Origin of the sequence: Paeniglutamicibacter kerguelensis, assembly GCF_017876535.1 — a bacterium.
GTDB classification, from domain to species: domain Bacteria; phylum Actinomycetota; class Actinomycetes; order Actinomycetales; family Micrococcaceae; genus Paeniglutamicibacter; species Paeniglutamicibacter kerguelensis.
The window spans coordinates 3,169,598-3,196,250 of sequence record NZ_JAGIOF010000001.1; the positions used below are offsets into that span (position 1 = coordinate 3,169,598).

Annotated in this window: 24 protein-coding genes; 12 read left to right on the forward strand and 12 right to left on the reverse strand. The window is 65.2% G+C overall.

Translation table 11 applies throughout. The features are described 5' to 3' along the window. Window positions 1-36 precede the first annotated feature (36 nt). From JOF47_RS14510 to JOF47_RS14520, 3 genes are read left to right on the forward strand one after another with little or no spacing between them, the layout of a single operon-like run. A complete protein-coding gene (locus tag JOF47_RS14510; protein ID WP_209999668.1) occupies window positions 37-1,287 on the forward strand; it encodes a M20 family metallo-hydrolase in 1,251 nt (416 codons plus the stop codon). Between the two features lie 59 nt (window positions 1,288-1,346). After that, window positions 1,347-1,829: a mycothiol transferase gene (locus tag JOF47_RS14515; protein ID WP_209999669.1), complete on the forward strand. Its 483-nt coding sequence runs from the start codon at window positions 1,347-1,349 to the stop codon at window positions 1,827-1,829. Further along, on the forward strand, window positions 1,826-2,587 hold the full coding sequence (locus JOF47_RS14520) for a methyltransferase domain-containing protein (RefSeq protein ID WP_209999671.1): 762 nt from the start codon (window positions 1,826-1,828) through the stop codon (window positions 2,585-2,587). The genes JOF47_RS14515 and JOF47_RS14520 overlap by 4 nt, the downstream gene beginning before the upstream one ends. A 34-nt stretch (window positions 2,588-2,621) precedes the next feature. On the opposite strand, the gene JOF47_RS14525 is transcribed toward JOF47_RS14520, so the two are convergent. Beyond that, complete coding sequence (locus JOF47_RS14525) at window positions 2,622-4,040, reverse strand: HNH endonuclease (RefSeq protein ID WP_209999673.1); 1,419 nt, start codon at window positions 4,038-4,040, stop codon at window positions 2,622-2,624. Between the two features lie 114 nt (window positions 4,041-4,154). Further along, window positions 4,155-5,009 (reverse strand): SDR family oxidoreductase, encoded by an 855-nt coding sequence (locus tag JOF47_RS14530; protein ID WP_209999676.1) that lies wholly within the window; start codon window positions 5,007-5,009, stop codon window positions 4,155-4,157. A gap of 144 nt (window positions 5,010-5,153) precedes the next feature. On the opposite strand from JOF47_RS14530, the gene JOF47_RS14535 reads away from it, so the two are divergent. Further along, window positions 5,154-6,392, forward strand: a complete 1,239-nt coding sequence (locus JOF47_RS14535; RefSeq protein WP_209999679.1) for a low temperature requirement protein A — start codon at window positions 5,154-5,156, stop codon at window positions 6,390-6,392. Window positions 6,393-6,402: 10 nt separating this feature from the next. On the opposite strand, the gene JOF47_RS14540 is transcribed toward JOF47_RS14535, so the two are convergent. From JOF47_RS14540 to JOF47_RS14570, 7 genes are all read right to left on the reverse strand, one after another. Then, window positions 6,403-7,089 (reverse strand): N-acetylmannosamine-6-phosphate 2-epimerase, encoded by a 687-nt coding sequence (locus JOF47_RS14540; RefSeq protein ID WP_209999682.1) that lies wholly within the window; start codon window positions 7,087-7,089, stop codon window positions 6,403-6,405. 2 nt (window positions 7,090-7,091) lie between these two features. After that, window positions 7,092-8,069: an ROK family protein gene (locus JOF47_RS14545; protein WP_245356380.1), complete on the reverse strand. Its 978-nt coding sequence runs from the start codon at window positions 8,067-8,069 to the stop codon at window positions 7,092-7,094. Window positions 8,070-8,075: 6 nt separating this feature from the next. Beyond that, window positions 8,076-9,008, reverse strand: coding sequence for a dihydrodipicolinate synthase family protein (locus tag JOF47_RS14550; RefSeq protein WP_209999687.1), 933 nt, complete (start codon window positions 9,006-9,008; stop codon window positions 8,076-8,078). A 112-nt stretch (window positions 9,009-9,120) separates the two neighbouring features. After that, a complete protein-coding gene (locus JOF47_RS14555; RefSeq protein WP_209999690.1) occupies window positions 9,121-9,927 on the reverse strand; it encodes an ABC transporter ATP-binding protein in 807 nt (268 codons plus the stop codon). Continuing rightward, on the reverse strand, window positions 9,924-11,942 hold the full coding sequence (locus tag JOF47_RS14560; protein WP_245356381.1) for a dipeptide/oligopeptide/nickel ABC transporter permease/ATP-binding protein: 2,019 nt from the start codon (window positions 11,940-11,942) through the stop codon (window positions 9,924-9,926). Before JOF47_RS14560 ends, JOF47_RS14555 begins: the two co-directional genes overlap by 4 nt. A gap of 6 nt (window positions 11,943-11,948) precedes the next feature. After that, on the reverse strand, window positions 11,949-12,905 hold the full coding sequence (locus JOF47_RS14565) for an ABC transporter permease (RefSeq protein ID WP_342592796.1): 957 nt from the start codon (window positions 12,903-12,905) through the stop codon (window positions 11,949-11,951). A gap of 106 nt (window positions 12,906-13,011) precedes the next feature. Then, window positions 13,012-14,628: an ABC transporter substrate-binding protein gene (locus tag JOF47_RS14570; protein WP_209999694.1), complete on the reverse strand. Its 1,617-nt coding sequence runs from the start codon at window positions 14,626-14,628 to the stop codon at window positions 13,012-13,014. Window positions 14,629-14,807: 179 nt separating this feature from the next. Here JOF47_RS14570 and JOF47_RS14575 point away from each other — a divergent pair, with 179 nt between their 5' ends. From JOF47_RS14575 to JOF47_RS14590, 4 genes are all read left to right on the forward strand, one after another. After that, entirely contained in the window at window positions 14,808-15,542 is a 735-nt protein-coding gene (locus tag JOF47_RS14575; protein WP_209999696.1) for a FadR/GntR family transcriptional regulator, read from the forward strand. A 94-nt stretch (window positions 15,543-15,636) separates the two neighbouring features. Beyond that, a complete protein-coding gene (locus JOF47_RS14580; protein ID WP_209999697.1) occupies window positions 15,637-17,004 on the forward strand; it encodes a TrkH family potassium uptake protein in 1,368 nt (455 codons plus the stop codon). Continuing rightward, a complete protein-coding gene (locus tag JOF47_RS14585) occupies window positions 16,997-17,695 on the forward strand; it encodes a potassium channel family protein (protein ID WP_209999699.1) in 699 nt (232 codons plus the stop codon). The genes JOF47_RS14580 and JOF47_RS14585 overlap by 8 nt, the downstream gene beginning before the upstream one ends. A gap of 312 nt (window positions 17,696-18,007) precedes the next feature. Next, on the forward strand, window positions 18,008-18,397 hold the full coding sequence (locus JOF47_RS14590; RefSeq protein ID WP_209999700.1) for a hypothetical protein: 390 nt from the start codon (window positions 18,008-18,010) through the stop codon (window positions 18,395-18,397). Here the strand turns inward: JOF47_RS14590 and JOF47_RS14595 are convergent. Continuing rightward, on the reverse strand, window positions 18,394-18,942 hold the full coding sequence (locus JOF47_RS14595; protein WP_209999701.1) for an acyl-CoA thioesterase: 549 nt from the start codon (window positions 18,940-18,942) through the stop codon (window positions 18,394-18,396). The genes JOF47_RS14590 and JOF47_RS14595 overlap by 4 nt on opposite strands. A gap of 142 nt (window positions 18,943-19,084) precedes the next feature. On the opposite strand from JOF47_RS14595, the gene JOF47_RS14600 reads away from it, so the two are divergent. Continuing rightward, window positions 19,085-20,377, forward strand: coding sequence for an MFS transporter (locus JOF47_RS14600; RefSeq protein WP_245356867.1), 1,293 nt, complete (start codon window positions 19,085-19,087; stop codon window positions 20,375-20,377). Between the two features lie 70 nt (window positions 20,378-20,447). Here the strand turns inward: JOF47_RS14600 and JOF47_RS14605 are convergent, their stop codons facing one another. After that, window positions 20,448-20,822, reverse strand: coding sequence for a VOC family protein (locus JOF47_RS14605; protein ID WP_209999702.1), 375 nt, complete (start codon window positions 20,820-20,822; stop codon window positions 20,448-20,450). A gap of 502 nt (window positions 20,823-21,324) precedes the next feature. Between JOF47_RS14605 and JOF47_RS14610 the strand changes: the two genes are divergently transcribed. Continuing rightward, entirely contained in the window at window positions 21,325-22,515 is a 1,191-nt protein-coding gene (locus tag JOF47_RS14610; RefSeq protein WP_342592797.1) for a metallophosphoesterase family protein, read from the forward strand. A 25-nt stretch (window positions 22,516-22,540) separates the two neighbouring features. Here JOF47_RS14610 and JOF47_RS14615 read toward each other — a convergent pair whose 3' ends face one another. Continuing rightward, on the reverse strand, window positions 22,541-24,358 hold the full coding sequence (locus JOF47_RS14615; protein WP_209999704.1) for a glycoside hydrolase family 15 protein: 1,818 nt from the start codon (window positions 24,356-24,358) through the stop codon (window positions 22,541-22,543). A 113-nt stretch (window positions 24,359-24,471) separates the two neighbouring features. Between JOF47_RS14615 and JOF47_RS14620 the strand changes: the two genes are divergently transcribed. Then, entirely contained in the window at window positions 24,472-25,863 is a 1,392-nt protein-coding gene (locus JOF47_RS14620) for a sensor histidine kinase (protein WP_209999706.1), read from the forward strand. Beyond that, window positions 25,860-26,546 (forward strand): response regulator, encoded by a 687-nt coding sequence (locus JOF47_RS14625; protein WP_209999708.1) that lies wholly within the window; start codon window positions 25,860-25,862, stop codon window positions 26,544-26,546. The genes JOF47_RS14620 and JOF47_RS14625 overlap by 4 nt, the downstream gene beginning before the upstream one ends. Window positions 26,547-26,653: the final 107 nt, after the last annotated feature.

A 26,653-nucleotide genomic window follows, 5' to 3' on the forward strand; every position in this document is an offset into this window, starting at 1 on the left:
CACATCCTCCTCGTTCCACAGATCCCAGGAAACACCATGAATTCACACCACGCATCGTTCCTTGCCGACTTCGCCTCGATGAGCAGCAACGGCGCCACCGCCGGCGGCGGCGTCGACCGCCAGGCCGCAACCGTTGCCGACGGCCAGAACCGCAATTGGTTCCGCGGCCTGGTCGAGGGCCACGGCTTCACCGTCCACTACGACCAGGTCGGCAACCAGTACTCGATGCTCGAGCTCTCCCCCGGCGCCCCGTGGATCGCGGTCGGGTCCCACCTGGATTCGCAGCCGCTGGGCGGACGCTTCGATGGAGCCTACGGCGTGCTCGCCGGCGCCCACGCCGCCAAGCGCGTGCAGGAAATGCTGGCCGCGGCCGGGGGCGAGTCGAACGCCAAGTTCAACATCGTCGTCATCAACTGGTTCAACGAGGAAGGGTGCCGCTTCAAGCCCTCCATGATGGGCAGCTCCGTCTACACCGGCAAGCTTTCGGCGGCCCAGGTCCTGAAAACCACCGACCCCGACGGCGTCTCGGTGCGCGAGGCCCTGGAGTCGATCGGCACCATCGGCGATTTCGATTTGCCGGTCAGCGCCTACGTGGAGATCCACATCGAACAGGGACGCTCCCTCGAGGACCGCGGCCTGACCATCGGCCTTGTCGAATCGACCTGGGGCGCAAACAAGTACGAGTTCGTGGTGCACGGCGACCAGGCCCACACCGGGGCAACGATCATCGCCGACCGCCAGGATGCGCTTCTGGGCGCCTCGGCGCTGGTTGTCGCTGCCCGCGAGATCGCGTTGGAGCACTCGACCGAGGAGCACATGGTGATCACCTCGTGCGGCGAGTTCAACGTGTTCCCGAATTCGCCGGTCGTCGTGGCGAGCCGGGTGAACCTGCTTGTGGATGTGCGCTCCACGGACCCGGACGTGTTGGCGGCTGCGGACGCGGCCCTCCATGCCCGGGTGGCGAAGATCGAGAAGATGGCCAACGTCAAGATCGTGCGCGGTGCCGAGCATGTTTGGGGTGCCAAGGCCTACGATCAGGCAGGCCTGAAGCTGGCCGCCGAAGCAGCCGAGAGCCTGGGCCTGAGCCATGGCGTGGTGCGCACGCTGGCCGGGCACGATTCGACGAACATGAAGGACCTCGTTCCCACCATCATGCTTTTCATCCCCAGCGTCGAGGGCATCAGCCACAACGAACGCGAGTTGACGAGCGACGACGACATGGTCGCCGGCGTGGATCTGCTCAGCGAGGTGCTTCTGCGCGTGGTGCGCGGCGAATTCGTCGCCTAGGCCCCGGCCTTCGCTAGTCTTGTCCTCGTCACATACGTTTTCGAGGTAAGGATCCACCGATGCCGTCGCCTGCTCCCAAGGACCACCTGCTCCTGGAATTTTCGCTGCTGAAGTTCGATGAGATGACCCGGATCGTTGCGGCATTGGGCGATGAACTTGCAACGAGGCCCCCGGCAGTGCCGGGGGCCAACGCCCCCTACGGAATCCTCAACCATTGCCTCGGGATGATGCGCCGCTGGAGCAGCACGGTGAATCGCGGGATAGAAATTCCCCGTGATCGCGATGCGGAGTTCACGCAGCTTGGTCCCGTGGCGGAACTCCTGTCCCGGGCCGCTTCCGTCCGCGAGGAATTCACCACCGATGTCATGTCGGTGGACCCGGCGGCCGCGCCGGTTTTTATTCCCGAGGGCCGCGAGATTTTCTGGGCGGCGACCACCCAGGGTGTCCTGCTGCATGTGTTCGAGGAGCTCTGCCAGCATCTGGGGCAACTCGAGATCACCCGGGACCTGCTCATCGCCAACGCGGAAAGTGGCCGACCATGAACCGCACCTTTGAGGAGCTTGTCTCCGAGGCCGAAAACGCACCTATCGATGGGTGGGACTTTTCGTGGTTTGAGGGGCGCGCCACCGAGGAACGCCCCTCGTGGGGATACTCCCGGCTTCTTGCCGAACGCCTTCCCGCGGTTTCCGCCGCGCTGGACCTGCAGACCGGGGGCGGAGAAGTCATCGTCGGCATTCCCGTGCACCCGCCGCTCATGGTGGTGACCGAGGGCTGGGAACCCAACATTGCCAAGGCCACCGCGTTGCTACATCCCCGGGGCGTGGCAGTCGTGGCGGATTCGCCCGAACCGCCGCTCCCCTTCGGTGATGCCGCCTTTGACTTCGTCACCAGCCGCCATCCCGTGAAGGTTTACTGGGCGGAAATTGCCCGTGTGCTTCGGCCCGGCGGAATCTACCTGGCACAGCATGTTGGTCCGCACAGCGTCTTTGAAGTTGTTGAGTACTTCCTGGGTGAACAACCCGAAGCGATTCGGCTGGCTCGCCACCCGGACTTCGATGTCGAGGCCGCGGAGGATGCCGGGCTGGAAGTCGCCGACCTGCGGTTGGAAGAGTTGCGCCTTGAGTTCCATGACATCGGCGCAGTGGTCTACTTCCTGCGGATGGTCGTTTGGATGGTTCCGGGCTTCAGCGTCGAGGCATATATCCCGCGGCTCCGCGAGATGCACGATCTCATTGTTTCCGAGGGCCCGTTCGTGGCGCACTCTACGCGTTTCCTCATAGAGGCCCGCAAGCCACATTAGAAACCATTCCCAATGCCGCTAGCGGGTGCGCCTTTTACTGTCGATTGTGCGGCGGTGTGGGGTGGACGTTGTACTGGTTGGTGCCAGGCAGAGGCAACGCCGTGGAATCATATGTGTGGCCGCTGAAGGTTGTGACTCGTTTGGTGTGCCGTGGCCCCGGAATTGTTTCTTCTTTCCAGCCCGGACATTCCTTGGTCTGGTTGCAGAAAACACAGGATCCTCCCGAGTTTTCAGCCGAGGTCGGTCCGCCTCGAGCGGCTTGAACCACGTGGTCCAAATGCCTGATCGGACTATCGCAAAAGGGCGACCTGCAGAACTGGTCTCGAATGTTGATGAATTTCTTCAGCCCGCCGCCAAAGAGCCGTTGCGTCGAATCCATTGCAATGAGATCACCCGTTCCCGGCGCCGTATAGAGGCGCCGTAGCCAGATCCCCAACTCGTTGGGGCTCTCTTCGCTGCCGCTGATGAGTCTGCGGGCCTTCTGGGCGGAGATGATTCCGTAGCCTTGCAAGAGCGCCGGCTCGGAGTGTCCTTGAAAGAGGGTCCGATCGGTCATGACCAGCCCCAGTTGGATGGGTATTGCGGTGGGACTGTCCAATCCGGTCAGGCGCTCAAGAAGCGAATCAGCTGCCAGATGCTGACGCGAACGATCATCGCCCTGTGCTTTTGCGCTGGAGACCAGGCTCTCAAGTACTTGCGCGATCAACACCCCGTATTCGGTGGGTAGGATCCCGGTGATTTTCATCCGGTGGCGATCGATGGGGAAAATGCTGATGTAGCGTTCCTTTATGGCTCTGGCTTCAAGGTCGATTTCCTTTTCCGACCCGTATGCCAGCGCCCATTCCCGGATCATGGCTGCAAGCTTCTTGCCTCCGAGCCCAAAACATTGGTGCCCCTCGGAGAAAAGCCGGATGTCGATTTCTCCGCGTTGTTCCCGGGTGAGTCCACGCGTTTCCTTGACGACGATGATGGCTTCCGCCTCGGTGATCACTCCTCGATGCAGTGCATCGTAAGAGAAGACCAAGTCATCGGTGAGAACGTGGCAAAAGTCCAGGTACTGGGCACCGGAGCGTGGTGGCTGATGGCGGGCAAAAGCGATCTCCGGTCCCACACCCCAATTGGAGTTGAGTATCCGTTCTCCCTTGGCTGTGCGACGTTCGGCAACTTCATCGTCATAAACGCATGTGGTCTTTGCCTGAAATGCGCACGCGCTGGACTTGAGCTCTTCCAGCGCCGCGATGCATTCGACCCGCTCATAAGACGATGTGGAAATGCGTGTGTGGTCCAGGGCTGCCGCGATGGCCCGCAGCCCGTCAGTGCCCTCGGCGTTCAGTGCCTGTTGGAGGAAGCGGCGCAAGTCCATGCCCTGTTCGGCCAGATACTCATAGGTCAGGTCCCCGGGACCGGATTCCGAACCGTCCCCAAGACCACCCGTTTCTGACCTCGTTGTCATGACTCAATTATAGAAAACAGTTCCGACAGTTTGATCTTGATTTGTAAATCAACGAATATACCTTCCAAAATTGGCGTAGCTTTCCGTTGAGCCCCGTTTGTCATCAAGACCGGATCAAGAAACCGCGGTGCGCAGCAGCTCTCGCAGTCCCATCGGCGCTTGGCCGGTAATCGACTCAATATCACCGCTCACGGATTCAAGTGCGCCCGAAGCGATGGCGGTGTAGGTGGAAACCCACGCATCGACCTGCCAGTCCGGTGCCTGGTAGCCGGCACGCGAGGCGTAGGCCTGATCCAGCGTTTCGTTCACGAACCCCACCTGACGAAGGCCCTCGGCGCTGAGAATCCCGGCAATTTCCGGGAAGGACAGCGCTTCGGGCCCCGTCAGGTCGTAGCTTTGGTACGCGTGCTTGCTTGGTTCCTGCAGAACGGCTGCGGCGGTTCGGGCGACATCCGCCCGGGCGACAATCGAGCAACGGCCGTTGCCTGCCGGTCCCCGTATGGCACCGTCCTCCCCGACCATGGCGCTCATGAAGTCGGCGTAGAAGTTGTCTCGTAGAAACGTCCATGCCAACCCGGAGGACTTGATGTATTCCTCGGTGGCGAAGTGGTCGCGGGCCAGGGTGAAGACGGCATCGGCGGCCGCCGCCATAAACGACGTGTACACCACGTGATTTACCCCGGAATCCACGGCTGCATCGATGAATGCGCGGTGCTGGTCCAGGCGATCCGCGCTTTCCGACGCGGAGACCATGAACAGGGTGCCGATCCCGGATAGGGCTTTGCGTGTTCGGACGGTGTTTTCGTAGGATGCCGCCACCACCGTGGATCCGGCCAGGAGTGGAGCACGGCTTGGCGTTCGCAGCAACAGGCGTTGCTCGATGCCTGCCTTGGACAACGCGGTTGCCACGATCCCGCCAAGGACGCCGCTGGAACCCGTCACGCCGAGTGGGAGCAAAGTTTTGTTCATGGACTCATTGCATCATCGGTTCACATCCGAAGTACAGGAAGCGAAAGGGCTTTGGAGCGATGCCGGATTGTTTCGACACAGCCCGGCAATGGCGCATCATGGGGAACAGGAACGCCACCGGAGGCATTGGAGGGATCAAAACCCATGAGCGACAATCCGCTGCGGCACGCCATGGCACGCATGGGCGGCCGGGACCCCCATGAGCAGAACCGCGTGTCCACGCCGCTGGAACTGTTCTTCGACCTGACCTTCGCGATAGCCTTTGGTGCCGCCGCAAACCTTTTCGCCCATAGCCTGGCCGGCGGACATGTGGGAACGGGCATCATCAGCTTTTCCTTCGTGATGTTCGCAATCATTTGGGCATGGATCAACTTCAGCTGGTTCGCAAGCGCCTACGACACAGACGACTGGGTGTTTCGTCTGGTGACAATGGTCCAGATGCTCGGTGTGCTGATTCTGTCCCTGGGCCTGGAACCCGTGTTCGTATCCATCCAGCAGCGTTCCCCCGTGGACAACGGTGTGATGGTGCTCGGATATGTGGTGATGCGTGTTGCCCTGATTTTCCAGTGGCTGCGTGCCGCCAAACAGGATCCGCAGCGCCGAGCGACATGCCTCAGTTATGCGAAGTACCTTGCGGTGGCGCAGGTCGGCTGGATCGTGGTGATTCTGGTGGACACCGAGGTTTGGGCGATGCTACTGATAGCTGGGCCGCTGTTCGTTCTTGAAATGGCGGCCCCGGTGATCGCCGAAAGGAAAACCCGGACGCCCTGGCATGCGCACCATATTGCCGAACGCTACAGTTTGCTGGCGATCATCGCGCTGGGCGAGTGCCTCGTCGGCACCATCACCGCCCTGCGGGCCGTGCTTTCCGGCAGCGGCTGGAGTCTGGACATGGTGGCAGTGGGGCTGGCCGGCATCGGATTGGCCTTCGCCATGTGGTGGATGTACTTCATGGTCCCGGCCGGAACCGCACTGCACGCCCAGCGTGAACGGTCGTTCGTCTTCGGCTACGCCCACATGCTGCTCTTCGCCTCAATTACCGCCACCGGCGTCGGGCTGCGCGTCTATGCGTATTACCTGGAGGGGAAGACCCAGATCGGCGAGGCTGCGGTGGTGGCCTCGGTGGCCATCCCGGCCGCGGTGTTCGCGATCGTGTTGACGTTCCTGCACGCCTACATGGTGGCAGTGGATCCGCTCCAGTTGTGGCTCGCTGCGGCACTGCTGGTGTGCAGCGCCGCAGCGATCGCCCTAGCCATGGCCGGGCTGCCGTTGACGCTTTGCCTGGCGATGATCCTGGCGATGCCGACGGCGACCATCATTCTCGATGAGCTGATCGGCCATCGCAATCGGGCAGCGGCGCTGGACCGTTTGACCGGGAACTGACGCCGCTTCCCTACGCCTGCATGGCCGCGTCGAACCAGCCGGTGATGCTGGCCGGATGGGTGATGGCCGTGCCGACGACGACCGCGAAGGCACCGGCGTCAAGGGCCGCGCGGGCCTGGGCCGGGGTGTGGATCCGGCCCTCGGCGATCAGCGGCACGCCGAGGTCCGAGGCTGCCAGAGTGGCCAACAGGTCCAGGTCCGGGCCTTCGGTCTTGGGCCGTTCCCCGGTGTAGCCGGCCAGCGTGGTGCCGATCAGGTCCGCGCCGGCCTCCACTGCGTTCAGCGCGTCGGCCAGGGAACCGCAGTCTGCCATGACCAGTGCGTGGGATTGCTCGTGCACCATGGCGATGGTCTGCTTGAGGTCCAGCCCGTCCGGGCGCTCCCGGCGGGTCCCGTCCAGGGCGACGATGTGCGCCCCGGCATTGGCCACGGCCAGGGCGTGGCTCGCGGTGGGGGTGATGAAAACGCCGTCGTGCCCGTCCTTCCAGAGCCCGATCACGGGAACTTCAACCGCGCTTCGGGTGAACTGCACGTCCACGATGCCCTGGACGCGCACCGCAGCCGCTCCCCCGATGACGGCAGAGGCGGCGACCTGCGCCATGGTGGTGGGGGTGCGCATGGGCTCGCCCGGGTAGGCCTGGGCGGAGACGATCAGGCGCCCGCGCAGGGCCTCGAGTTCGCTGGGGGTCAAGAGCATGTTCAGTCCTTCGAGGTTTGTGGCGCCAGGAAAAGCCCTGCCGCGCCGATGAGTGCTGCGTCGTTGCCAAGGGTCGCGGGAACCAGTTCCAGCTGCTGCAACGGGTCGATGGCCTCGGCGGCGAATCCCTCGCGCACCGCGTCCCACCACAGGTCCCCGGCACCGGTCATCCCGCCCGAAAACACGATGAGTTCCGGGTCCAGGATGTTCGCCAGTGAACCGGCCGCGATGCCCGCGGCGCGCCCGCCGGTGCGCAGCGTCTGGATGGCCAGCAGGTCCCCCGCATGGGCGAGGGCGGTCAGCTCGCGGGTGTCGGCCACGTAGGGATCGCCGCCCAGGCGCAGGTAGTTGCGATGGATGGCGGGTCCCGCGGCGATGGCCTCCAGGTGGCCGGTGCGCCCGCAGGAGCAGCGCACGCCGGTGGCCAGCGGGGAGGCGAAGTGGCCCATGTGCCCGCCGACGTGGTGTGCGCCGGTCTGCGGCACCCCGCCCAGCAGGTGCGAGCCGCCGATGCCCGTGCCGACGGCCAGCAGCAGGGCGTTGGCCTTGCCGGCGGCGGCGCCGCACCAGGCTTCGCCGAGGCCGTGGGCGTGCACGTCGTTGACGGCGCGCACCGCCAGCCCGGTGCGGGCCAGCAGGCCGGCGGACAGGTCGGTGCCCGCCCAGTGCAGGATCGTGTCGGTGGCCGAGAGCACGCGGGCGTTGCCCGCGTCGATCACCCCGGCGGCCCCCATGCCCAGGCCCCGGATCCGCAGGCCGGCGGCCTCCGGTGCCGCGCCCAACGCGTCCACGAGTCCCGCGACGGCGTCGAGCACCGCCTCGGCGCCCTCGGTGGCGGGGGTCGGAACGGAGGCGGAGGCCAGGACGGAGCCCTCGGTGTCGATCAGGCCCGCGGCGATCTTTGTGCCGCCCAGATCGATGCCGAACGCGGCGATGCGCCCCGATTCCTCGGGACGCATCTGTGCTGTTGCTTTGTTCATGGGGGCTTAGAGCAGTCCGGTGCGGGTCAGGATGCCGGAGATCGCCGAGGCCTCGGACGCATTCAGGTCCTCCATCGGGGAGCTCATCTTGTTGCAGCCGATGACGCCCAGCTCGACCAGTGCGGTCTTGAAGGCACCCAGGCCGGCGGCGCCGCCGGAAACGCGTGCGGAGTCCGGGGTGTAGACGATCTCGAAGACCTCGGTCAGGCGGTCCTGTTCCTTGGCCGCGGTGACGAAGTCGCCGGCGACGGCCGCATCGAACAGGCGGCGGTAGCCGGCCGGGTCGACGTTGCCAAGGCCCGGGACCACGCCGTGGGCGCCGCCGAGCATGGCGCCGTCGACGACGACCTCGTGGCCGGTGAAGACGGAGAAGCCCTCGAAGTCGCGGGTTGCCAGCAGCAGCTGGCGGAAGGAGACATCGTCGCCGGAGGAATCCTTCACGCCGACGATCACCCCGTCCTTGGCCAGCGCCACGGCGGTGGCGACGGACAGCTTGACGTGGGTGCGCACCGGCACGTCGTAGGCGAAGATGTCGATCTGCAGCGCTGCGTGGACGGCGCGGAAGTGGGCCTCGACCTCTGCGGCGTTGGACAGTGCGTAGTACGGGGTGGTAACGACGAGTGCGTCGGCGCCGAGTTCGATCATCGCGCGGCCTTCCTCGATGACACGCTCGGTGGTCTGCTCGTTGGCGCCGACGATCAGCGGCACGCGGCCGGCGTTGGCTTCGCGGATGGTGGAGACCACCAGGGCGCGCTCGGCGTTGGTGAGATACGGTACCTCGCCGGAGGAACCGAGCACGAACAGGCCGGTGACGCCGCCGGTGACCAGGTGCTCAACGACGGCCTGCAGACCCGGAATATCGATGGCGCCATCCGCCGTGCGCGGGGTGACTACCGGGGGGATGACGCCGGTGTACTTGGGGTTGTTTGCGAATGCCACGAGAAAATCTTTCTTCTAAGGGTGGTGGTGCTGGGGGGTGCTGCATGGGGGGGTGGCGGATGGTGCGCGTGAGTGTGTGGGACACGCGCACCGCCCGCCGGGTTGGGGGGGGTTAGAGCTGCAGGAGCGAGGGGGCCGCACCGAGCAGGGTGCGGGTGTACTCGTTGCTCGGGTTTTCGAAGACCTGGGCGGCGGTGCCCTGCTCGACGATCTGCCCGGCGTTCATCACGCAGATGCGGTCCGAGACGTAGCGGACGGTCTGGATGTCGTGGGAGATGAACACCATGCCGAGGTTCAGCGAGGCCTTCAGGTCCGTGAGCAGGTTCAGCACCTGGGCGCGCACCGAGACGTCCAGCGCGCTGGTCGGCTCGTCCGCGACGATGATGTCCGGATCCAAGGCCAGGGCCCGGGCGATCGCAACGCGTTGGCGCTGGCCGCCGGAAACCTGGTTGGGCATCGCGGAGGCGGCCGAGGCCGGCAGGCCCACCACGGAGAGCAGGTCGGTCACCTTCGCGGCACGGGATGCCGCGTTGCCGATGCCGTGGATCTTCAGCGGATCGGTGAGGATGTCGCTGATCGTCAGGCGCGGGTTCAGCGCCGTCGACGGGTCCTGGAAGACCACGGCGACGGAGCGGCCGAATTCCTTGCGGCCCGCGGCGTTGCGCTTGGAAGCGTCCTTGCCGCGGAAGAGCACGGTTCCGCTGGTCGGTTCCTGCAGGCCCACCAGCACGGAGGCCAGGGTCGACTTGCCGCAGCCGGATTCGCCCACGATTCCCACAGTCTCGCCGCGGGAGACGGAGAAATCGACCCCGTTGACGGCCCGGACGATGTTCGGGGCGAAGAGCTTGCCGCCACGGGCACGGTGGTGCACGTGGATGTCGCGAAGCTCGACGACCGGGGTGTTTGTTTCGGCACTCATGGGCGGACTCCCTGTGAAACTGTTTCGTGGCTGGCCCAGAAGTGCTCCGACTCGGAGCTTGCAGGCACGAAGTCGGTGGGCATGTTCGGATCTGCATCCATGCGCTGGGAACGCTCGGCGAACCTGTCGCCGTCGGAGAACGAGTAGGGCGACGGGACCGAACCCGGGATCTGGTGCAACCGCGTGGCACCGGATTCGATGGACAGCACGGCACCGAGCAGGCCCTGGGTGTACTCGTGGGCGGGGCCCTTGAGCACGGCGGGAACCGGTCCGGATTCAACGACCTGGCCCGCGTACATGACGGTGACCCGGTGTGCCAGCGAGGCAACCAGTGCCAGGTCGTGGCTGACGAAGACCATCGCGAAGCCCAGCTGCTCGCGCAGCTCGTTGAGCAGGTCCACGACCTGCTTCTGCACCGTGACATCCAGCGCGGTGGTCGGCTCGTCGCAGACCACCAGCTTCGGCTTGCGGCTCAATGCCATGGCGATGAGCACGCGCTGGCGCTGGCCGCCGGAGAGCTCGTGCGGGTAGGAGCGCAGCGTGCGCACCGGGTCCAGCTTGACCAGGCGCAGCAGTTCCTCGGGGCTGGTGCGCCCGTTGCGCTTGGTCAGCTGGCGCAGCTGGTCGCCCACGAGCATCGAGGGGTTCAGCGAGGACAGCGCGTCCTGGTAGACCATGGCGATCTGTTCGCCGCGCAGGCCCTTGTAGACCTTCTCGTCGCCGGCCAGCGCGAACCCGTCGGGACCCTCGGGCAGCAATTCCTTGCCGCCGAACTTGATGGAGCCGGAGATCTTGGCGGTCTCGGGAAGCAGCCCCATGATCGCCAGCGAGGTGATCGACTTGCCGCAGCCGGACTCGCCGACCAGGCCCATGGTTTCGCCCTCGCGCACCGTGAAGGAGACGTTGTCCACGATCCGGGTGTCGCCGAAGCGGGCCGGGAAGCGGATGGAGAGGTTCTTGACCTCGAGGATGACCTTCGGCTCCCCCTCGCCGGTGCCGCCGGCGCCCAGGCTCAGGCGGTCGGTGCGGCGGGATTCGGTCTCCGAGAGCAGTGCCAGTTCCCCGCGCAGGCGTTCCAGCGCGGCGGTGTCCACGGCCGGCTTGGAGGCCTTGGCGGCGGCGGTTTCCGAGTTCGAGGCGCTCTTCTTGGTGGACTTGGGGTTCACCAGCGCATCCGTCATGCCCTCGGCCAGGATGTTCAGCGCCAGCACCGTGAGCAGGATCGTCAGGCCGGCGAAGGTGGTGGCCCACCAGGCGCCGTTGAGCACCAGGGTGCGGCCGTAGGCGATCACGTTGCCCCAGCTCGGTGCCGGGTCCTGGATGCCTGCGCCCAGGAAGGAGAGCGATGCCTCAAGGATGATGGCGTCGGCGACCATGACGGTGGCGAACACCAGCACCGGGGCCGCGCAGTTGCGCAGCACGTGGGTGCCCAGGATATAGAAGCGGCCGGCTCCGATGACTCGCTCGGCGCGGACGTAGTCCTCGCCCCATTGGGCCAGCACGTTGGCGCGGACCACGCGGGCGATCTGCGGCACGTAGATCACCGCGATGGCCAGGATGATCACCGGCAGCGTGTTGCCCAGCGAGGCAAGCAGCGCCGCGGCCAGCGCGATGCCGGGGAACGCCATGAGCATGTCCATGATGCGCATGATGGTCTCGTTGGCCCATTTGGCGCTCGTTGCGGCAAGCGCGCCGAGCAATCCGCCCAGGATCAGGGCCAGGGTGACGGAGCCGATGCCGATCAGCAGCGAGGACCGGGCGCCGTAGAGCAGGCGGGAGAAGATGTCCCGGCCCAGCCGGTCGGTGCCGAAGAGGTTCTCGGAGCTCGGGGGCTGGGCGGGGATGCCGGATGCCAGCGGGTCGTGCGGGGCGAGCACCGGGGCAAAGACGGCTGCCAGGGAGATCAGCACCAGGAAGAGCAGTGCGATCTTTGAGCCAAGCGGAAGCGCCGTGAAGCGCGTGGTTCCGGAGCTCAGGCGGGCGACGAGGCCGTTTCGGGGGGCAAGCATAGCCATGAAGAGTTACACCGTCCTGATGCGCGGGTTGATGAGCAGGTAAAGCAGGTCGACGACGATGTTCACCAGCACGAAGGTGACCGCGATGGTCAGCACCACGCCCTGGACCAGGTTGACGTCGGAGTTGGTGATGCCGTTCATGATCAGCTGGCCCATGCCGGGCAGCGAGAAGATCATTTCGATGACGACAGCGCCGCCGAGCAGGTAGCCGATGCGCAGGCCCAGCACCGTGACCGGGGTGACCAGTGCGTTGCGCAGCACGTTGCGGGTGAGCACCTCTCCGCGCGGCACGCCGTTGCCGATGGCGGTGCGGACGTAGTCCTTATCCAGTTCCTCGACCATGGAGGTGCGCACCACGCGGATCAGCGAGGCGGAGACCGGGATGGCCAGGGCTAGCGCCGGAAGCGTCATGTGGGACAGCCAGCCGACGATGCCCGATCCCTCGGGGGCCGCGCCGCCGGAGGGGAAGAGCGGGTTCGCGCCCAGGGCCAGCCACTGGATGAGCAGGATGCCGAGCCAGAACGACGGGGTGGCCACGGCCGCGATGGAGAAGACGCGGACCAGTTGGTCGGGCATCTTGTCGCGGTAGAGGGCGCCCATGACGCCGAACACCAGGGCGATGACCACGGCGATCAGCACGCCGTAGAAGGTCAGCTGCAGGGTCAGCGGGAAGGCGTTGGCGATCATTTCGCTGACCGGGCGCTCCGGCGGGGTGGTCTTGCCGAAGTCCAGCACCAGCAGCCGGCTCAGGAAGCTGAAGTACTGGATGACCAGCGGCGCATTGAGCCCGCGGGCTTCGCGGTAGGCGTCCTTGGCCGCGTCGGAGGCGCCTTCGCCCAACGCGGACGTGGCCTCGTCACCGGGCGAAAGTTTGAGGATGATGAAGACCAGGAAGGTGACACCCAGGATCATCAGGGGCAGGGCGGCGAGGCGACGTAGCAGTAGCCGTAGGAGGGTTCCCACGCAAGGACTCCGATGGGTAGGCAACAAATTGTCAGGGGGGGTGCGTGGCGCACCCGATGCACTCGGGGGAAGTTGCAACGGGTGCGCCATGCAAGTGGGGAGGCGGTTAGGCCTTCGGTGCGACTCCGACGAAGGAGACGCCGGTGGTCGGCAGCGGCTTGAAGTTCTCAACCGACTTTTCGCTCCAGGCGGTCGGCAGCTGGCGGTGCAGCACCGGGTACAGCGGCACGTTCTCGGAGATCAGGTTGATGGCCTCGGTCCAGGCCTTGGTGGCGCCGGCCTCGTCCTTGGCCTTCACCGCGGCATCGAGCATGCCCTGCAGCGCCTTGTATTCGGCGGCCTTGGACCAGCGGAAGCGCTTGGTCGGCCAGACATCGCCGCGGTAGAACCAGCTCAGCAGCAGGTCCAGGTCGTTGCCGAAGACCGACGGGTCGCCCGGGGCCGCGACGACGCGGAACGTTCCGGTGTCCACGTGGTCGGTGTACAAGGCACCGGACTGCAGGTTCTGCATGGTGACCTTGACGCCCGGAAGCTTGTTCCAGGATTCGAGCAGCAGCGGGGCGATGTCCTTGACCCAGGAGGTGTCGGTGGTCAGCAGCTCGAATTCGAGCGTGGTGACGCCGGCTTCCTTGAGCAATGCCTCGGCGCGGGCCTGGTCGTAGCCGTAAACGGTTGCGGCCTTGACGTACTGCGGGTGGGTTTCCTGCACGTAGGAGGTCGCGGCCTTGGCGTTGCCCAGCAACGCGCGGTCGATGATCGTCTGGGTGTCCGTGGCGTAGTGGAACGCCTGGCGCACGCGCTTGTCGGCGAACGGTCCCTCGGCGCAGTTGAACATCAGGAAGAGCAGGCCGAAGGACTGCACCGATTCGACGTTCATTTTGGCTTTGAGGCGGTCGACGTCCAGGTACGGCACGTCCTCGATCACCGATACGCGGCCGGATTCGGCGGCGGTGACGCGGGCTGCTGCATCGGAGAGCAGGTACCAGGTCATGGCCTCGGCCTTGGCTGCGTAGGCGCCGTTGTAGTCGGCGAACTTCTCGAAGACGATCTTGTCGTCCTTGGTCGCCGAGATGAGCTTGTACGGGCCCGAGCCGACCGGGGCAGCGTCGAAGGCGGCCTGGTCCGCGGAGGCAAGCTTCTTCGGGACGATCTTGACCACGGAGATGCGGGTCGGGAAGAGCGGGAAGGCGTAGTTCAGCGTGAAGACGACGGTGTCGTCGCCCTTGGCCTTGACGGTCTTGATGAACGGCACGAACTGCGCGAAGAGCGATGCGTTCTTCGCGTCGAGCACGCGCTCGAAGGAGTACACGACGTCGTCGACGGTCACCGGGTCGCCGTTGTGGAACTTGGCGCCGGAGCGGAGCTTGACTTCCCAGCTGGTGTCGTCGAGCTGCTTCGGGTCGGCCGCGGCGAGTGCCAGGTACGGTTCGCGGGTTGCCGGGTGCAGGTCCACGAGGCCCTCGAAGATGTGCATGTTGGCGGCGAACGGGGTCGCGCCGGAAGAGGTCATCGGGTCGAAACCGGTTGACAGGGCGTACGAGATGCCTGCTTCCAGGTGCGTGGTGGCTCCGGATGCGGCCGCGCTGCCGCCTCCGGCCGAGGCACCCGGGCTCGAGCATGCGGCGACCGTGGCCGAGAAGGCGGCCGCAGCACCGAGCATGCCGGTCATCTTGAGAAATTCACGGCGGCCGCGGGGCTTATTGGCCAAGTCCTTCAGGGTCATATCTAACCTCTTTCAAATCCAAGACTGAGAAAGTCGGACGTAGGATGTCCTATGCTGTGAGATAGACTGTAAGCGGCATCACGACCCATAGTCAACTGGGTCACACGTTTTGGCGCACAATGGACGATGATTGGATTCAGGGGAGCATTTCCCTGCACGACTAGGAGGTATCAGCACAAATGACCATCACGCGAACACCACGTCTCGATGCCCATGCGCGTCTGCGCGCGCTCACTGCCGATATCACCGACCTCATCCTGGACCGCGGCCTGCTGCCCGGGGATGCCATGCCCACCGAGCAGGAACTTTCCGCCGAGCTGGGCGTCGGCCGCAACACCCTGCGCGAGGCCATCAAGGTGCTCCAGGCCCTCGGCGTCGTGGAAATCCGGCACGGCTTCGGCATGTTCGTTGCCGAGGAAAACCTCTTGGCGCTCTCGGATTCACTGACCTTCCGCGGGCAGATGTCCTTGCGCCACAAGGGGCACGAGGCCAACGAGCTGGTCGACGTGCGCCAGGCGTTGGAGGCGGGGCTCGTCGGCTCGGCGATTTCCGCCATCACCCCCGAACAGCTTGCCAAGCTCGAGGCCACCGTCGTGACCATGGAGTCGCTCGCCGCCGACGGCCAGAACTTCGTCGATGCCGACAAGGATTTCCACCGCCTCCTGTTTGAGCCGCTCAACAACCAGCTGCTCAGCAACCTGCTGGGCGTTTTCTGGGACGTCTACCGCACCATCCACCAAGGCATCGGCGTACGGGACAGCACCCGGGCGCACCTTGCCGAGACGGCGCATTCGCACCGAGAGCTTCTCAATGCGGTGAAGGCCGGGGACAAGGCTCTGGCCAGCGAATTGCTCAGCCGTCACTTCGACGGCATCCGCGAACAGCTCGCCGCGATCAACACGGTCAAGGCCTGAATCGGGGCCCGTTCCCGACACACGCGGCCAATTGCCGTTCACGCTCCCCGTACCGGGCATGGCAATAGGGATTGCAGCGGTTACCCTGTAACTCATGCGTTTCACTGCAAACAGGTTCAGGCACCTGGGCCGGGCATTTCTGCCCCGTCATCCGGCCCAGGCGATCGCTCTGGGTTTCGGCACCGCCATCGTCGTGGGGACGTTGGTGCTGATGCTTCCGATTTCCAAGGTGGGCCCCGGCGGCGCCGGTCCCCTGGAGGCGCTGTTCACCGCAACTTCCGCGGTGTGCGTCACCGGCCTGGCGGTCGTTGACACCGCCACCTATTGGACGACGTTCGGCCAGGTGGCCATCCTGTGCCTGATCCAGCTCGGCGGCTTCGGCATCATGTCCTTCGCCTCCCTGCTGGGTGTGATCATGGCCCGCCGGCTGGGCCTGAAATCACGCATCCAGGCCGCCGCGGAAACCAAGAGCACGGGCTTCGGCGACGTGAAGTCGGTGCTGCTGGGAGTCCTGCGCATCACCGCGATGGTCGAGTTGTGCGCCGCGTTGCTGCTGGCCCTGCGGTTCGGGCTTGGCTACGGGCATTCCTTCGGACAGTCGCTCTGGCTGGGGTTCTTCCATTCGGTCTCGGCCTTCAACAACGCCGGCTTCGCCCTGTTCAGCGACAACCTCATAGGCTTCGTCGGGGATCCGTGGATCTGCATGCCGATTGCGCTGGCCATCATCATCGGCGGCCTCGGCTTCCCAGTGCTCTTCGAACTGGGGCGCCACTACCGCAAGCCCCTGCACTGGACCATGAACACCAAGCTGGTCCTGACCGGCACTGGCATCCTTCTTGCCGCGGGCACCGCATTCATCAGCGCCCTGGAGTGGAACAACCCGAAGACCCTTGGCCCCCTGTCCGCGGCCGACAAGTTGCTGGCCGGGTTCTTCCAATCCGTCATGACCCGAACCGCCGGATTCAATTCCCTGGACCTGGGCCAGATGGATCCGGCGACGTGGCTGGGCATGGACATCCTCATGTTCATCGGCGGCGGCCCGGCGGGCACCGCCGGCGGCCTGAAGATCACCACCTTCGCGGTCCTGTTCTTCATCCTGCTCACCGAGATCCAGGGCGGGGTGGCGGTCAACGTCTTCGGCAAGCGGCTTCCGCGTTCCGTGCACCGCGAGGCAATCACGATCGTCCTCTTGGCGGTGGCCCTGGTCATCGGCTCCACCATGGCACTGATGCTCATCACCGACATCGGCTTTGACCGGCTGTTCTTCGAAACGGTCTCGGCGTTTGCCACCGTCGGCCTGTCAACCGGCATCACCGCCTCGCTGCCCCCGGCCGGGCAGCTGCTGCTTGTCTTCCTCATGTTCGTCGGCCGACTGGGGCCAGTGACCCTGGCTTCGGCACTTGCCCTGCGCGCCCGCACCCCGCTCTACGAATTCCCGAAAGAGAGACCACTCATTGGCTAAGCACCATCTATTCACCCCCAAATCCATCGAACGCATCGCGGAAGCCAATTCCGTGGTCGTGATCGGGCTTGGCCGTTTCGGCGGCGCGCTGGCCCTAGAGCTGGCGGCCGCCGGCACCGAGGTCCTGGGCATAGACGCGGACGAGGACATCGTCCAGTCGTTCAACGGCAGGCTCACCCATGTGGTGCGGGCGGACTCGACCAAGGAAGAGGCCCTGCGCCAGCTGTCGGTGCACGAATTCGACAGCGCCGTGGTCGGCATCGGCAGCGACCTCGAGGCCAGCATCCTCACCACCTCCGCCCTGCTGCGCTTCAAGAAGCCCACCATCTGGGCCAAGGCCGTCAGCGAGGCCCACGGCCAGATCCTCGAACAGCTGGGCGTTGAGCACGTCGTCCGTCCGGAGCAGGACATGGGGCGCCGCGTCGCCCACTTGGTCCGCGGCGCCATGCTGGACTATGTCGAGTTCGAGGACGGCTTTGCGATGGTCAAGACCCGGCCACCCAGGGAAGCCCAGGGTCAGCCCCTCGGCACCACCGGGATCCGGGCAAAGCACCATGTCACGGTCGTTGCGGTCAAGCGCCAGAGCGGCGAATGGGATTACGCGACCCCGCAGACGATCCTGAACCCGGAGGACGAGATCATCGTGGCCGGTGCGACGGCCGCCGCCGAACGGTTCGCCACGCTGCTTTAGGCCCTTCCCGCGCGCGACGGGCGCATGGGTTCGCGGTTTCGGCGTAGGGAAAGCGTACGGATACACCGTTGCCCCTCGACGCGGCTCCCGGCGCATGGCTCACTGGTTCACAAGGAAGCGTTTGCCGCCGGCGGCGCTTGAAGCCGTTGACCCAGGGAGAGCCGCACCGTGGATGGCGAGATACTCGGAACGATTGTTTTCTTCACGACGGGAACCGCCGTGCTGGTCTGGCTGGTCCGCATTCTGCTTCGAAGCATCAAATAGGCGCCGGCGCGCATGGATTTATGCGCGCCGCAGCGCGATGCTGGTGTCATGAAACCTTCAAACCACAGCGCTGTATATGTGGAGTCAACGGAGTCGGACGTCCGCGAGCTCACCCGGAGACTCCTCGTGGATCTCGGGGGGCCAACGGTCCAGGCCATGGCCGGCAGCAGGGACAACACCGCGCCCCACAGGTGGGCGCATCCGGAGGGAACGGGCCCCGGACCTGTCGAAGAGCAGCGGGTCCGTCTGGGCTACAGGGTGTGGAAGACCCTGGAATCCCTCGGCGACCGCGAAAAGGCCGCGCTCTGGCTGCTGGGGTCGAATCCCGGGCTCGACGGCGCAACGCCGGTGGCCTTCATCGCGCAATTGCACACACGCGAGGTGATTGACGTTGCCGAGGCGTTCGTCCTGGAACAGGTCCCGGCGAACGGGACCTAGACCCACTGGTGCGGCGCGGGCCTGCGGGCCCCGGGCAACGCGGTGTTTTCCCGCCATTGTTCGATCCATCCGGGGAGCACAAGGTCCGCCGGCACGTCCTCCCCCACCGTCGCGATGATCTCCTGGTTGGAGACAGGGCCCTTCTTGGAAACCATGCGGGTGGCGATGGTCGCCTGGGCATAGATCTCGCCGTCGGCGACCATGCGCTGTTCGAAGTAGATGCAGCGCTCGTCCATGCCGATAATCCTGGTTTCCTGGGTGAACCTCTGGTTGAGGACGATGGACTTGCGGAAGGTGATGGTCTCGGCCTGGACCACCGGGGTCCACTTGTTCTTCCGGATCACGTCCCAGGCGCCCGAACGCACCATCAGCTCGAAGCGCCCGAGGTCGAAGAGCGAGAAGTACATCCCGTTGTTGATGTGCATGGCTATGTCGATGTCCGTCAACCTTGCGCGCATCGGCGTCGAGACAGGGTCGAAAATAGACACGGGAGGCCGCTTGCGGGCCGTGGTCAGCAGGACGAGAAGTCGAAAGAGTGCATGCATGAACCAAAGCCTACTCGTCGGTAACTTATTCGTCACCCGTATTTCACGTAACACTGATTGACATATCTCAATGAGTTGCGACAAGATTGAGAGTGGCGTACCGTCGTTCGCCAAGAAATTCACCAGCTTCAGGACCCACATCATGGCCCCGCGCGCCCTTAGACCCTTCGCCCACCGCGACTACCGCATCCTGCTGATCGCCATGGCGATCAGCGTCTTCGCCCACGGAATGTGGGCCGTGGCCATGGTCTATCAGGTCAAGCACCTGGGCGGCGGGCCCGCACAGCTCTCCCTGGTCGCCACGGCGACCTCGATCGGCCTGCTGGGATTCGTGCTCATCGGCGGAATCACCGCGGACCGTGTCAGCTGCCGGAAAATCATCATCACCGTTGAAGCGCTTTCGCTTCTGGTCATGAGCACCGTGGCGGTCCTTGCCTCGACGGGCGCCATCCAGCTCTGGCATCTGGCGGCGGCCGGATTCGTCCAGGGCGCGGGAGCCGCGTTCTTCTTCCCGGCCTATTCGGCGCTGCTCCCCCGTATCCTGCCTGCCGACGACCTGCTGGCGGCCAACGGCATGGAGGGAATGTTCCGTCCGGTGCTGCAGCAGGCCGCGGGGCCCGCCATTGCCGGGGTGCTTGTCGCTTCGTTCAGCCCGCCCATGGCAATCGTCGGAATCGCGGCCTGCCACCTGGTGGCGTTCATCGTGCTCAATGCCCTGGGCCACCACAAGGCCTACGACGAGCACCTGGAACCCGGCCAGAAACGACCGAGCGCGCTGGCCGACCTGCGTGAGGCCGTCGGCTACACCCTGGGCACGCCGTGGCTGTTGTGGACGCTGCTCTTTGCCGTCATTTCGGTGCTCAGCTTCATTGGCCCCATCGAGGTGCTGCTGCCGTTCGTGGTCGACGACCAACTGGGCGGGGATGCGCGGACCTTTGGCTTCATGCTCGCGGCCTTCGGCATCGGCAGCGCCATTGGTTCGCTGGTGACGGCGTCCTTCCCGCTACCGCGACGCTACCTCACGTTCATGATCATGTTCTGGGGTTTCGGCACGTTGCCGCTGGCGTTCATCGGCCTGACAACCACGCCTTGGCAGCTGGCGGCGCTTCTCGTGGTTGTGGGAATCACCGGCGGCCTGGGACAGGTCATCTGGGGAACGCTCCTGCAGCGCCGGGTGCCCCAGCACATGCTCGGCCGGGTTTCCTCGCTGGACTTCTTTGTCTCACTGGCATTGATGCCCGTGTCCATGGCATTGGCCGGACCGCTGGCGTCGATCATCCCGATCTGGGCCATCTTTGTGATTGCCGGCGTCGCCTCCCCGGTCATCGGGATCGTGGCCTGGCTGGCCGGAAAGATGTACCGCGACGAGATCGAGCATCCGCTGGATCGCGCGGTCGGGCCGCGGGAAACGGCCCCGGCCGAGGACCGCGGATAATACAGGCGCAGGTGGCGCTCCGGACGGCTGATGCCGCTCGGGGCGCCGCTGTCTTTTGGCGGTGGATTTCTCAGCGGTTGGGACGGGTAGTGAACTCGACGTAGTGCCCCGCCGGGTCCATCAGATACACGCCGCGGCCTCCGCCCTCGTCGTTGGTTTGACCCGGTTGCGTGAGCTGCGGGTCCGCCCAATGCTCGAGCCCTCGATCCGTGATGCGCGCAAGGATGCGGTCCAAGAGCTCATCATCAACCAGAAAGGCGTAGTGCTGCGGCGGGAAATCGACGGACGACTCGGCGAATTGAAGCATGACCCCGTCGTCCAGCTGGACAGTGGCGAACGGCCCCGAGGCTTCGACACTGTGGGCTTCGGCAAGCTCTATGAAGAATTGTGCCGAGGCCTCACGGTCCTTGGCGGCAATGGTCATGTGGTCGAAGGAAATGCTCATGGGGCTTCCTGCTTTCCGGACTCGTAAAACCGAATGATGTAAGCATCGCATGACTCGGCCGCCGGGCAATGGATGGGTAAGTGTGCGTGCCCCCAGGGACCCTTGGGCTCTTGCGGGTCCGCAAGTATCCCGCCGGTTTGCGGCGCGGTGAGCACGTGAGTTGCCGCGCTTCCCAACACCTTGGCGCATCCGGTGCGCAGAAGGGATTTTCGTACGAGTCGTATCCGGCTTCAATGCACGCTCCGGACCCCTTGGTTGCCGTTCGCCCTGATCGTTCAGCATCGTGGCTCTGGGAATCGTCGCGACCGGATCAGCCGGCATGACAACCAACGGCAGGCAATCGACTGTTCATCCAAGTAGCACGCACTATTTGCCTTCAGCGTACCCATTCGCCGCCGGCACTTCACCTGCCGGACAGATGGAATTCCTACGCTCTAGATCACGACCTCGAACCCTCCGTGTTCGTCGCTTCTCCATGGTCGTAATCCTTGAAAGGCATAGTGTGAATCCCTCATCTTCGGTCCCCCGCCGCGGAATCCTTGTCGGCGGCACGGCAGCGGCCGTGACCGGCATCCTGGCTGCAGGCGCGCAAGCGGCAACTGCCAATACCGCCAGTACCGCCACCAAGAAGCATGAATCGTCGGTGAGCGCCTCACTGAAGTTCGGCAAGGACGGCAAGTTCAAGATCGTGCAGTTCAACGACACCCAGGACGGGCCGCTGACCGATCGGCGCACCCTGGAATTGATGGACAAGGTCATTGAAACCGAAAAACCCGACTTCGTGCTGATCAACGGCGACGTCATCGACGGCCAGCCGAAGACTGCCACCGAGGTCAAGCAGGCCATCAACAATGTGGTCCAGCCAATGGAATCGCGCAAGGTCAAGTGGGCGCTGACCTTCGGCAACCACGACGAGGATTCCCTCTCCAACGGCACCAACATGACCGAGGCGAAGATGCTCGACTTCATCCGCGGCTACAAATACAACGTGAACACCCGCGAGGATGAGATCTTCGGTTCCTCCAACTCGCAACTGCTGATCTCTGGTTCACGCGGCAACAAGCCGAAGTTTGGCATCTGGCTGCTTGATTCGGGTCGCTACGCCGCAAGCCAGATCGGCGGCCAGGACTTCAAGGGCCTGAAGAACTACGACTGGATCCGCCCGGAACAGGTCCAGTGGTACCGCGAGGCCTCCAAGGCCACCGAATGCCGCCACGGCAAGGTGCCCTCGCTCATGTTCTTCCACATCCCCCTCTGGGAGCACCACCACATGTGGTACGGCTCCCAGTTCACCTCCAACGAGGCCGACCACGCCGCCGCGGTGAAGAAGCACAGCATCGTCGGCGAAAAGAACGAGGCCGTCTATAGCGGCGCCTTCAACTCCGGCCTGTTCACCGCCCTGCTGGAGCGCGGGGACGTGCGCGGAGCGTACTGCGGACACGACCACATCAACTCATACATGGGCAACTACTTCGGGATCGAGCTGGGCTACGGCCCGGGCACCGGGTTTGGACCGTACGGCAAGAACGGTGCCGACAAGCACCAGTTACGCGGCGCACGCGTCTTTGAACTCGACGAAAACGCCGAGGCCATCTACACGGCCACGCGGACCGTCTTCGCCAAGGATTTCGGCATCGACATGAACGCCGCACGCCAGCCGCTGGACAAGCCGCTGCCGCTGCCCAAGCACTAGGTTCTGGCGCGCATCCGCGCCGGGCCTACGTGTAGGCCCGGCGCGGATGCGCCGGGCGGTTGCCCGCCGCCTCCTCGATGGCGTCGGCGGCGCGAATCAACCCCAGGTGGGAAAGCGCCTGCGGGAAATTGCCCGCCATGTGCCCGGTGGCGGGGTCGTATTCCTCCGAGACCAGGCCCAGGTCGTTCACCACGCCCGCAAGCCTGTCCATGAGCCCGCGGGCGTCGGCCAACCGCCCGGAGTGGGCATATTGCTCGACGAGCCAGCAGGAACACACCAGGAAGGCGGACTCCCCGGGCGGCAGCCCGTCGGTACCGACCTCGGTCCGGTAGCGCCTGATGAACCCGTGCCCGTCGACCAGGTCCTCCTCGATGCGCTTCACGGTGCCAAGCATCCGGGGATCCTTGTGGTCGACGAACCCGACCTGCGCCAACACCAACAGGGACGCGTCGACCTCGGTGCCGTCATAGGTTTGCGTGAAGCAATCCAGCTCCGCGTTGAATCCCCGGGAGAGGATCTCCTCCCTGAGCTTGTCGCGGGCATCGGCCCAGGCCTCGACTTCGCCGGCCAGCCCGTGAAGTTTCACGGCCCGCACTCCGCTGTCCAGGGCGGCCCACATCATGACCCGCGAATGCGTGAAGTAGTGCGGGTCCCCGCGCATTTCCCACAGGCCTCGGTCCTTGCGCGTCAGGTTGTCCAGCACGTAGTCGATCAGCGCCCTTTGCAGCGGCCAGGAGAAATGGTCCTCGTGTCCACCCAGGGTGCGCAACTCCTCAAGTGCCACCATGACCTCGCCGATCACGTCGCCCTGGTATTGGCTCACGGCCCCGTTGCCGACGCGTACCGGGACGGATCCCGCGTATCCGGGCAGGTGGTGCAGGACGCGCTCGGAAAGTTCGCGCTTGCCGTCGAGCCCGTACATGATTTGCAGCTGGTGGTGGTCCCCTGCAATGGCGCGTAGCAACCAATCACGCCATTGCAGGGCCTCGTTGCCGTAGCCGTGCGTCATCATGACCTGCAGGGTCAGCGCCGCATCGCGCAACCAACAGAACCGATAGTCCCAGTTCCGCTCCCCGCCCAGGAACTCCGGGAGGGAGGTGGTGGGGGCCGCGACGATGCCGCCGGTCTCCTCGTGGGTCAGCGCCTTGAGCACCAGCAGCGAACGCCTGACAACGGGTTCGTAGTCGCCGTGCGGGGTGATGTCGCTCGCCCAGTCGTGCCACTGTTTCGCGGTTCGGGTCATGCTCATGCCCACGTCGCTGGCGTCGGGCATCGGTTCGTGGCTGGGATGGCAGGCGAACTCGAAATCGAAAATGTCCCCGGCGTTCACCACAAACTCGTCGCGGTGCGAATGCTCGTGGGCCTTGGGCAGCCGGGTGGCATACAGCACGGCCGCGTGCGGACCGGCCACGGCAATCAGCGATTCCGTGCCCTGCACCGTGTCAAAGCTGCGCCGGACCCAGGGCAGGACCTTGCCGTAGTCGTAACGCATGATCAGCTCGTGCTCCATCACCATGGAACCGCTCAGGCCCTCCACCCGCCGGATCACGCTGGAGCGGCCGTTGCCCACCGGCATGAAGTCGGTGACAAGCACCTGCCCCGTTTCGCTGCCCCACAGGGTGCGCAAGACAAAGGACGAGTTGAGGTAGTTCCGGCCAATGACGTGCCCGTCGCGCGGCGCCAGCAGCCAGCGCCCGTGGTCCTTGGTTCCCACCAGCGCGGCAAACACGCTGCTGGAGTCGAAACGCGGAAAACACAACCAGTCGACCGAACCGTTCCGCGACACCAGCGCCGCGGTTCGCTGGTCAGACAACAATGCATAGTCTTCGATGGGCGTACTCATGGCCCCACACAACACCTTTTTGTCACACCAGACAAGGTCTTTCCGCGGCGCCACCGCCATGGGATAGGTTCGATGGCGGGACATTGACGGGTTGACACGGACGGAAGACGGAAATGATGAAACCACCGGCCATGCGCCAGCGCTTCCTTCCGGGCGAATTCCCTCCGCCGGAATGGGAACGGCCCATGCCGAGCACGGAACAGCTGCGCCGCGACGTGTGGGTGACGCTGCTGGTCATGGCCTGCTCGCTGCTTGGCATGGAAATGACCCTCAGCTTTGCGCCGGCCGAGGACGCCCCCGACCGCGCGATGAGTTACCTGGCCATGTGTGCGCTGATTGCGCCGCTGGCGGTCCGCCGGCGCTTCCCCATCAGTTCCATGTTGTTGCTCTCGGCATTGTTCATCGGCTTCGGCACATGGCTGCCGCAGGTCATGATCCAGCTGGCCCCGCAGATTGCCTACTTCGTGGGGCTGTACTCGGCCGTCACGTGGGCGCGGGACCGGCGTGCGTTGCGTTTGGCGCTGGGCGGGGTCATTCTGGTGATGTTCCTGTGGCTGGTCATTTCGATCACCAATGCCAAGCTTGTGTTCGGTTCCGAGCTGGACCTGCCCATGGCGATCGACACCTCCGGGTTCATCGACCCGGTGGTTGCCTATGCTGGCTACAACTTCCTGGTCAACCTCTTCTACTTTGGCGGCGCCATCTTCCTGGGCCCCTCCTCGTGGCGCAGCGCCTGGCAGCATGAGGTGGTCATTGCCCAGGCCGAAAAGTTGCGCGAGCAGTCGATCGAGCTGGCCCGCCGGGCCGTCATCGACGAACGCCTGCGCATCGCCCGCGAACTGCATGACGTGGTGGCGCACCACATTTCGGCGGTCGGGGTGCAGGCTGCGGCCGCGCGCATGGTGCAGCCCCGGGATCCGCAGCGCGCCGCAGAGCTGATGCGCGGCATCGAGGACTCGGCACGCCAGGCCGTCGGGGAAACCCGGTCGCTGCTGCGCGTGCTGCGCCACGAGGAGCAGGACGACACCGATTCGCCCGGCACCGACGCGCACCGCTCCCCCGAACCCGGGCTCACCGACATCCCGGCGCTCGTCGAGCAATCCGCCCGGGCCGGGGTCCGCGTCCAGCTGATCACCGTCGAACACCGCGAGGGTTTCCTCGACTCGGTGGGCGCCGGGCTGGGCCTGGCCTTGTACCGCATTGCCGCCGAATCCCTGGCCAACGTGCGCGAACATTCGACGGCGCGCTCCGCGGTGCTGTCGCTGCGCAGCGGCGTCGACGGGACCGGCGAGTGGGCGGAGGTTGAGGTCACCGACGACGGCAGCCCGCGCCCGGGCACCGGCGGCAGCGGATTCGGGCTGCGCGGCATCCGCGAGCGCGCCGAACTGCACCACGGGCTCGTTGACATCGGGCCCCGCTCCCCCGCCGGGTGGCGATCACGCGCCCGCCTGCGCGTTCCCGGCACCACCCCGCTTTCACCCATCATTACGGAGGCCACAGCATGAGCAAGACCCGCATCCTGATCTGCGACGACCAGCCGTTGATCCGTTCCTCGCTGGAGCTGATCCTGGGCACCGACGAAAACCTCGAGGTCGTCGGCACCGCCGCCGACGGCGAGCAGGCCGTTGCGGCAACGCGGTCCCTGCACCCCGACGTGGTGCTGATGGACATCCAAATGCCGGTGCTCGACGGGGTGGCGGCCACGGCACGGATCACCGCGGCAAGCGCCGCGAAGGTCGTGGTGTTGACGACCTTCGACCGCGACGACTACCTCTTTGACGCGATCGATGCCGGGGCCAGCGGTTTCCTGCTCAAGAACACCGAGCCGGAAATGCTCCTGGCCGCCGTCCATGCCGCGGCCGGAGGGCAGGCGCTGCTCTCCCCCGAGGTCACGCTGCGCATCATCCGCCGAGGCACCGGCGAGGACCGGTACGCATCCGCCGCGCGCCCGCAGTTGGACCCGAATGACCAACGGGTCCTCGACGCGCTGACGGCCCGCGAACTCGAGGTGCTCACCAGGCTGGCCAGCGGCCTGTCCAACACGGAGATCGCAGCGGTCCTTTCGGTCTCCGAGGCGACGGTGAAAACGCACCTGTCAAACATCCTGGCCAAGGCCGGGCTGCGGGACCGGGTGCAGGCAGTCGTCTTTGCCTACCGCGCGCGGCTCATCCCTTTGACGGAGGTCTAGGAAACCGGTTCCCGCAAGTTCATTCGTTTGAACGATCCGTCCGCCGCGGGGCCCACCATAGATTGGAGGGCAAGGGAACAGCCAGCTTCACAGTGAGGAAAACCAGC

Bases quoted from the DNA above. Each gene is read 5' to 3' on its own strand.
- JOF47_RS14510 (WP_209999668.1), top strand. From the start codon at position 37: ATGAATTCACACCACGCATCGTTCCTTGCCGACTTCGCCTCGATGAGC.
- JOF47_RS14515 (WP_209999669.1), top strand. From the start codon at position 1,347: ATGCCGTCGCCTGCTCCCAAGGACCACCTGCTCCTGGAATTTTCGCTG.
- JOF47_RS14520 (WP_209999671.1), top strand. From the start codon at position 1,826: ATGAACCGCACCTTTGAGGAGCTTGTCTCCGAGGCCGAAAACGCACCT.
- JOF47_RS14525 (WP_209999673.1), bottom strand. From the start codon at position 4,040: ATGACAACGAGGTCAGAAACGGGTGGTCTTGGGGACGGTTCGGAATCC.
- JOF47_RS14530 (WP_209999676.1), bottom strand. From the start codon at position 5,009: ATGAACAAAACTTTGCTCCCACTCGGCGTGACGGGTTCCAGCGGCGTC.
- JOF47_RS14535 (WP_209999679.1), top strand. From the start codon at position 5,154: ATGAGCGACAATCCGCTGCGGCACGCCATGGCACGCATGGGCGGCCGG.
- JOF47_RS14540 (WP_209999682.1), bottom strand. From the start codon at position 7,089: ATGCTCTTGACCCCCAGCGAACTCGAGGCCCTGCGCGGGCGCCTGATC.
- JOF47_RS14545 (WP_245356380.1), bottom strand. From the start codon at position 8,069: ATGAACAAAGCAACAGCACAGATGCGTCCCGAGGAATCGGGGCGCATC.
- JOF47_RS14555 (WP_209999690.1), bottom strand. From the start codon at position 9,927: ATGAGTGCCGAAACAAACACCCCGGTCGTCGAGCTTCGCGACATCCAC.
- JOF47_RS14560 (WP_245356381.1), bottom strand. From the start codon at position 11,942: ATGGCTATGCTTGCCCCCCGAAACGGCCTCGTCGCCCGCCTGAGCTCC.
- JOF47_RS14570 (WP_209999694.1), bottom strand. From the start codon at position 14,628: ATGACCCTGAAGGACTTGGCCAATAAGCCCCGCGGCCGCCGTGAATTT.
- JOF47_RS14575 (WP_209999696.1), top strand. From the start codon at position 14,808: ATGACCATCACGCGAACACCACGTCTCGATGCCCATGCGCGTCTGCGC.
- JOF47_RS14580 (WP_209999697.1), top strand. From the start codon at position 15,637: ATGCGTTTCACTGCAAACAGGTTCAGGCACCTGGGCCGGGCATTTCTG.
- JOF47_RS14590 (WP_209999700.1), top strand. From the start codon at position 18,008: ATGAAACCTTCAAACCACAGCGCTGTATATGTGGAGTCAACGGAGTCG.
- JOF47_RS14595 (WP_209999701.1), bottom strand. From the start codon at position 18,942: ATGCATGCACTCTTTCGACTTCTCGTCCTGCTGACCACGGCCCGCAAG.
- JOF47_RS14600 (WP_245356867.1), top strand. From the start codon at position 19,085: ATGGCCCCGCGCGCCCTTAGACCCTTCGCCCACCGCGACTACCGCATC.
- JOF47_RS14605 (WP_209999702.1), bottom strand. From the start codon at position 20,822: ATGAGCATTTCCTTCGACCACATGACCATTGCCGCCAAGGACCGTGAG.
- JOF47_RS14615 (WP_209999704.1), bottom strand. From the start codon at position 24,358: ATGAGTACGCCCATCGAAGACTATGCATTGTTGTCTGACCAGCGAACC.
- JOF47_RS14620 (WP_209999706.1), top strand. From the start codon at position 24,472: ATGATGAAACCACCGGCCATGCGCCAGCGCTTCCTTCCGGGCGAATTC.
- JOF47_RS14625 (WP_209999708.1), top strand. From the start codon at position 25,860: ATGAGCAAGACCCGCATCCTGATCTGCGACGACCAGCCGTTGATCCGT.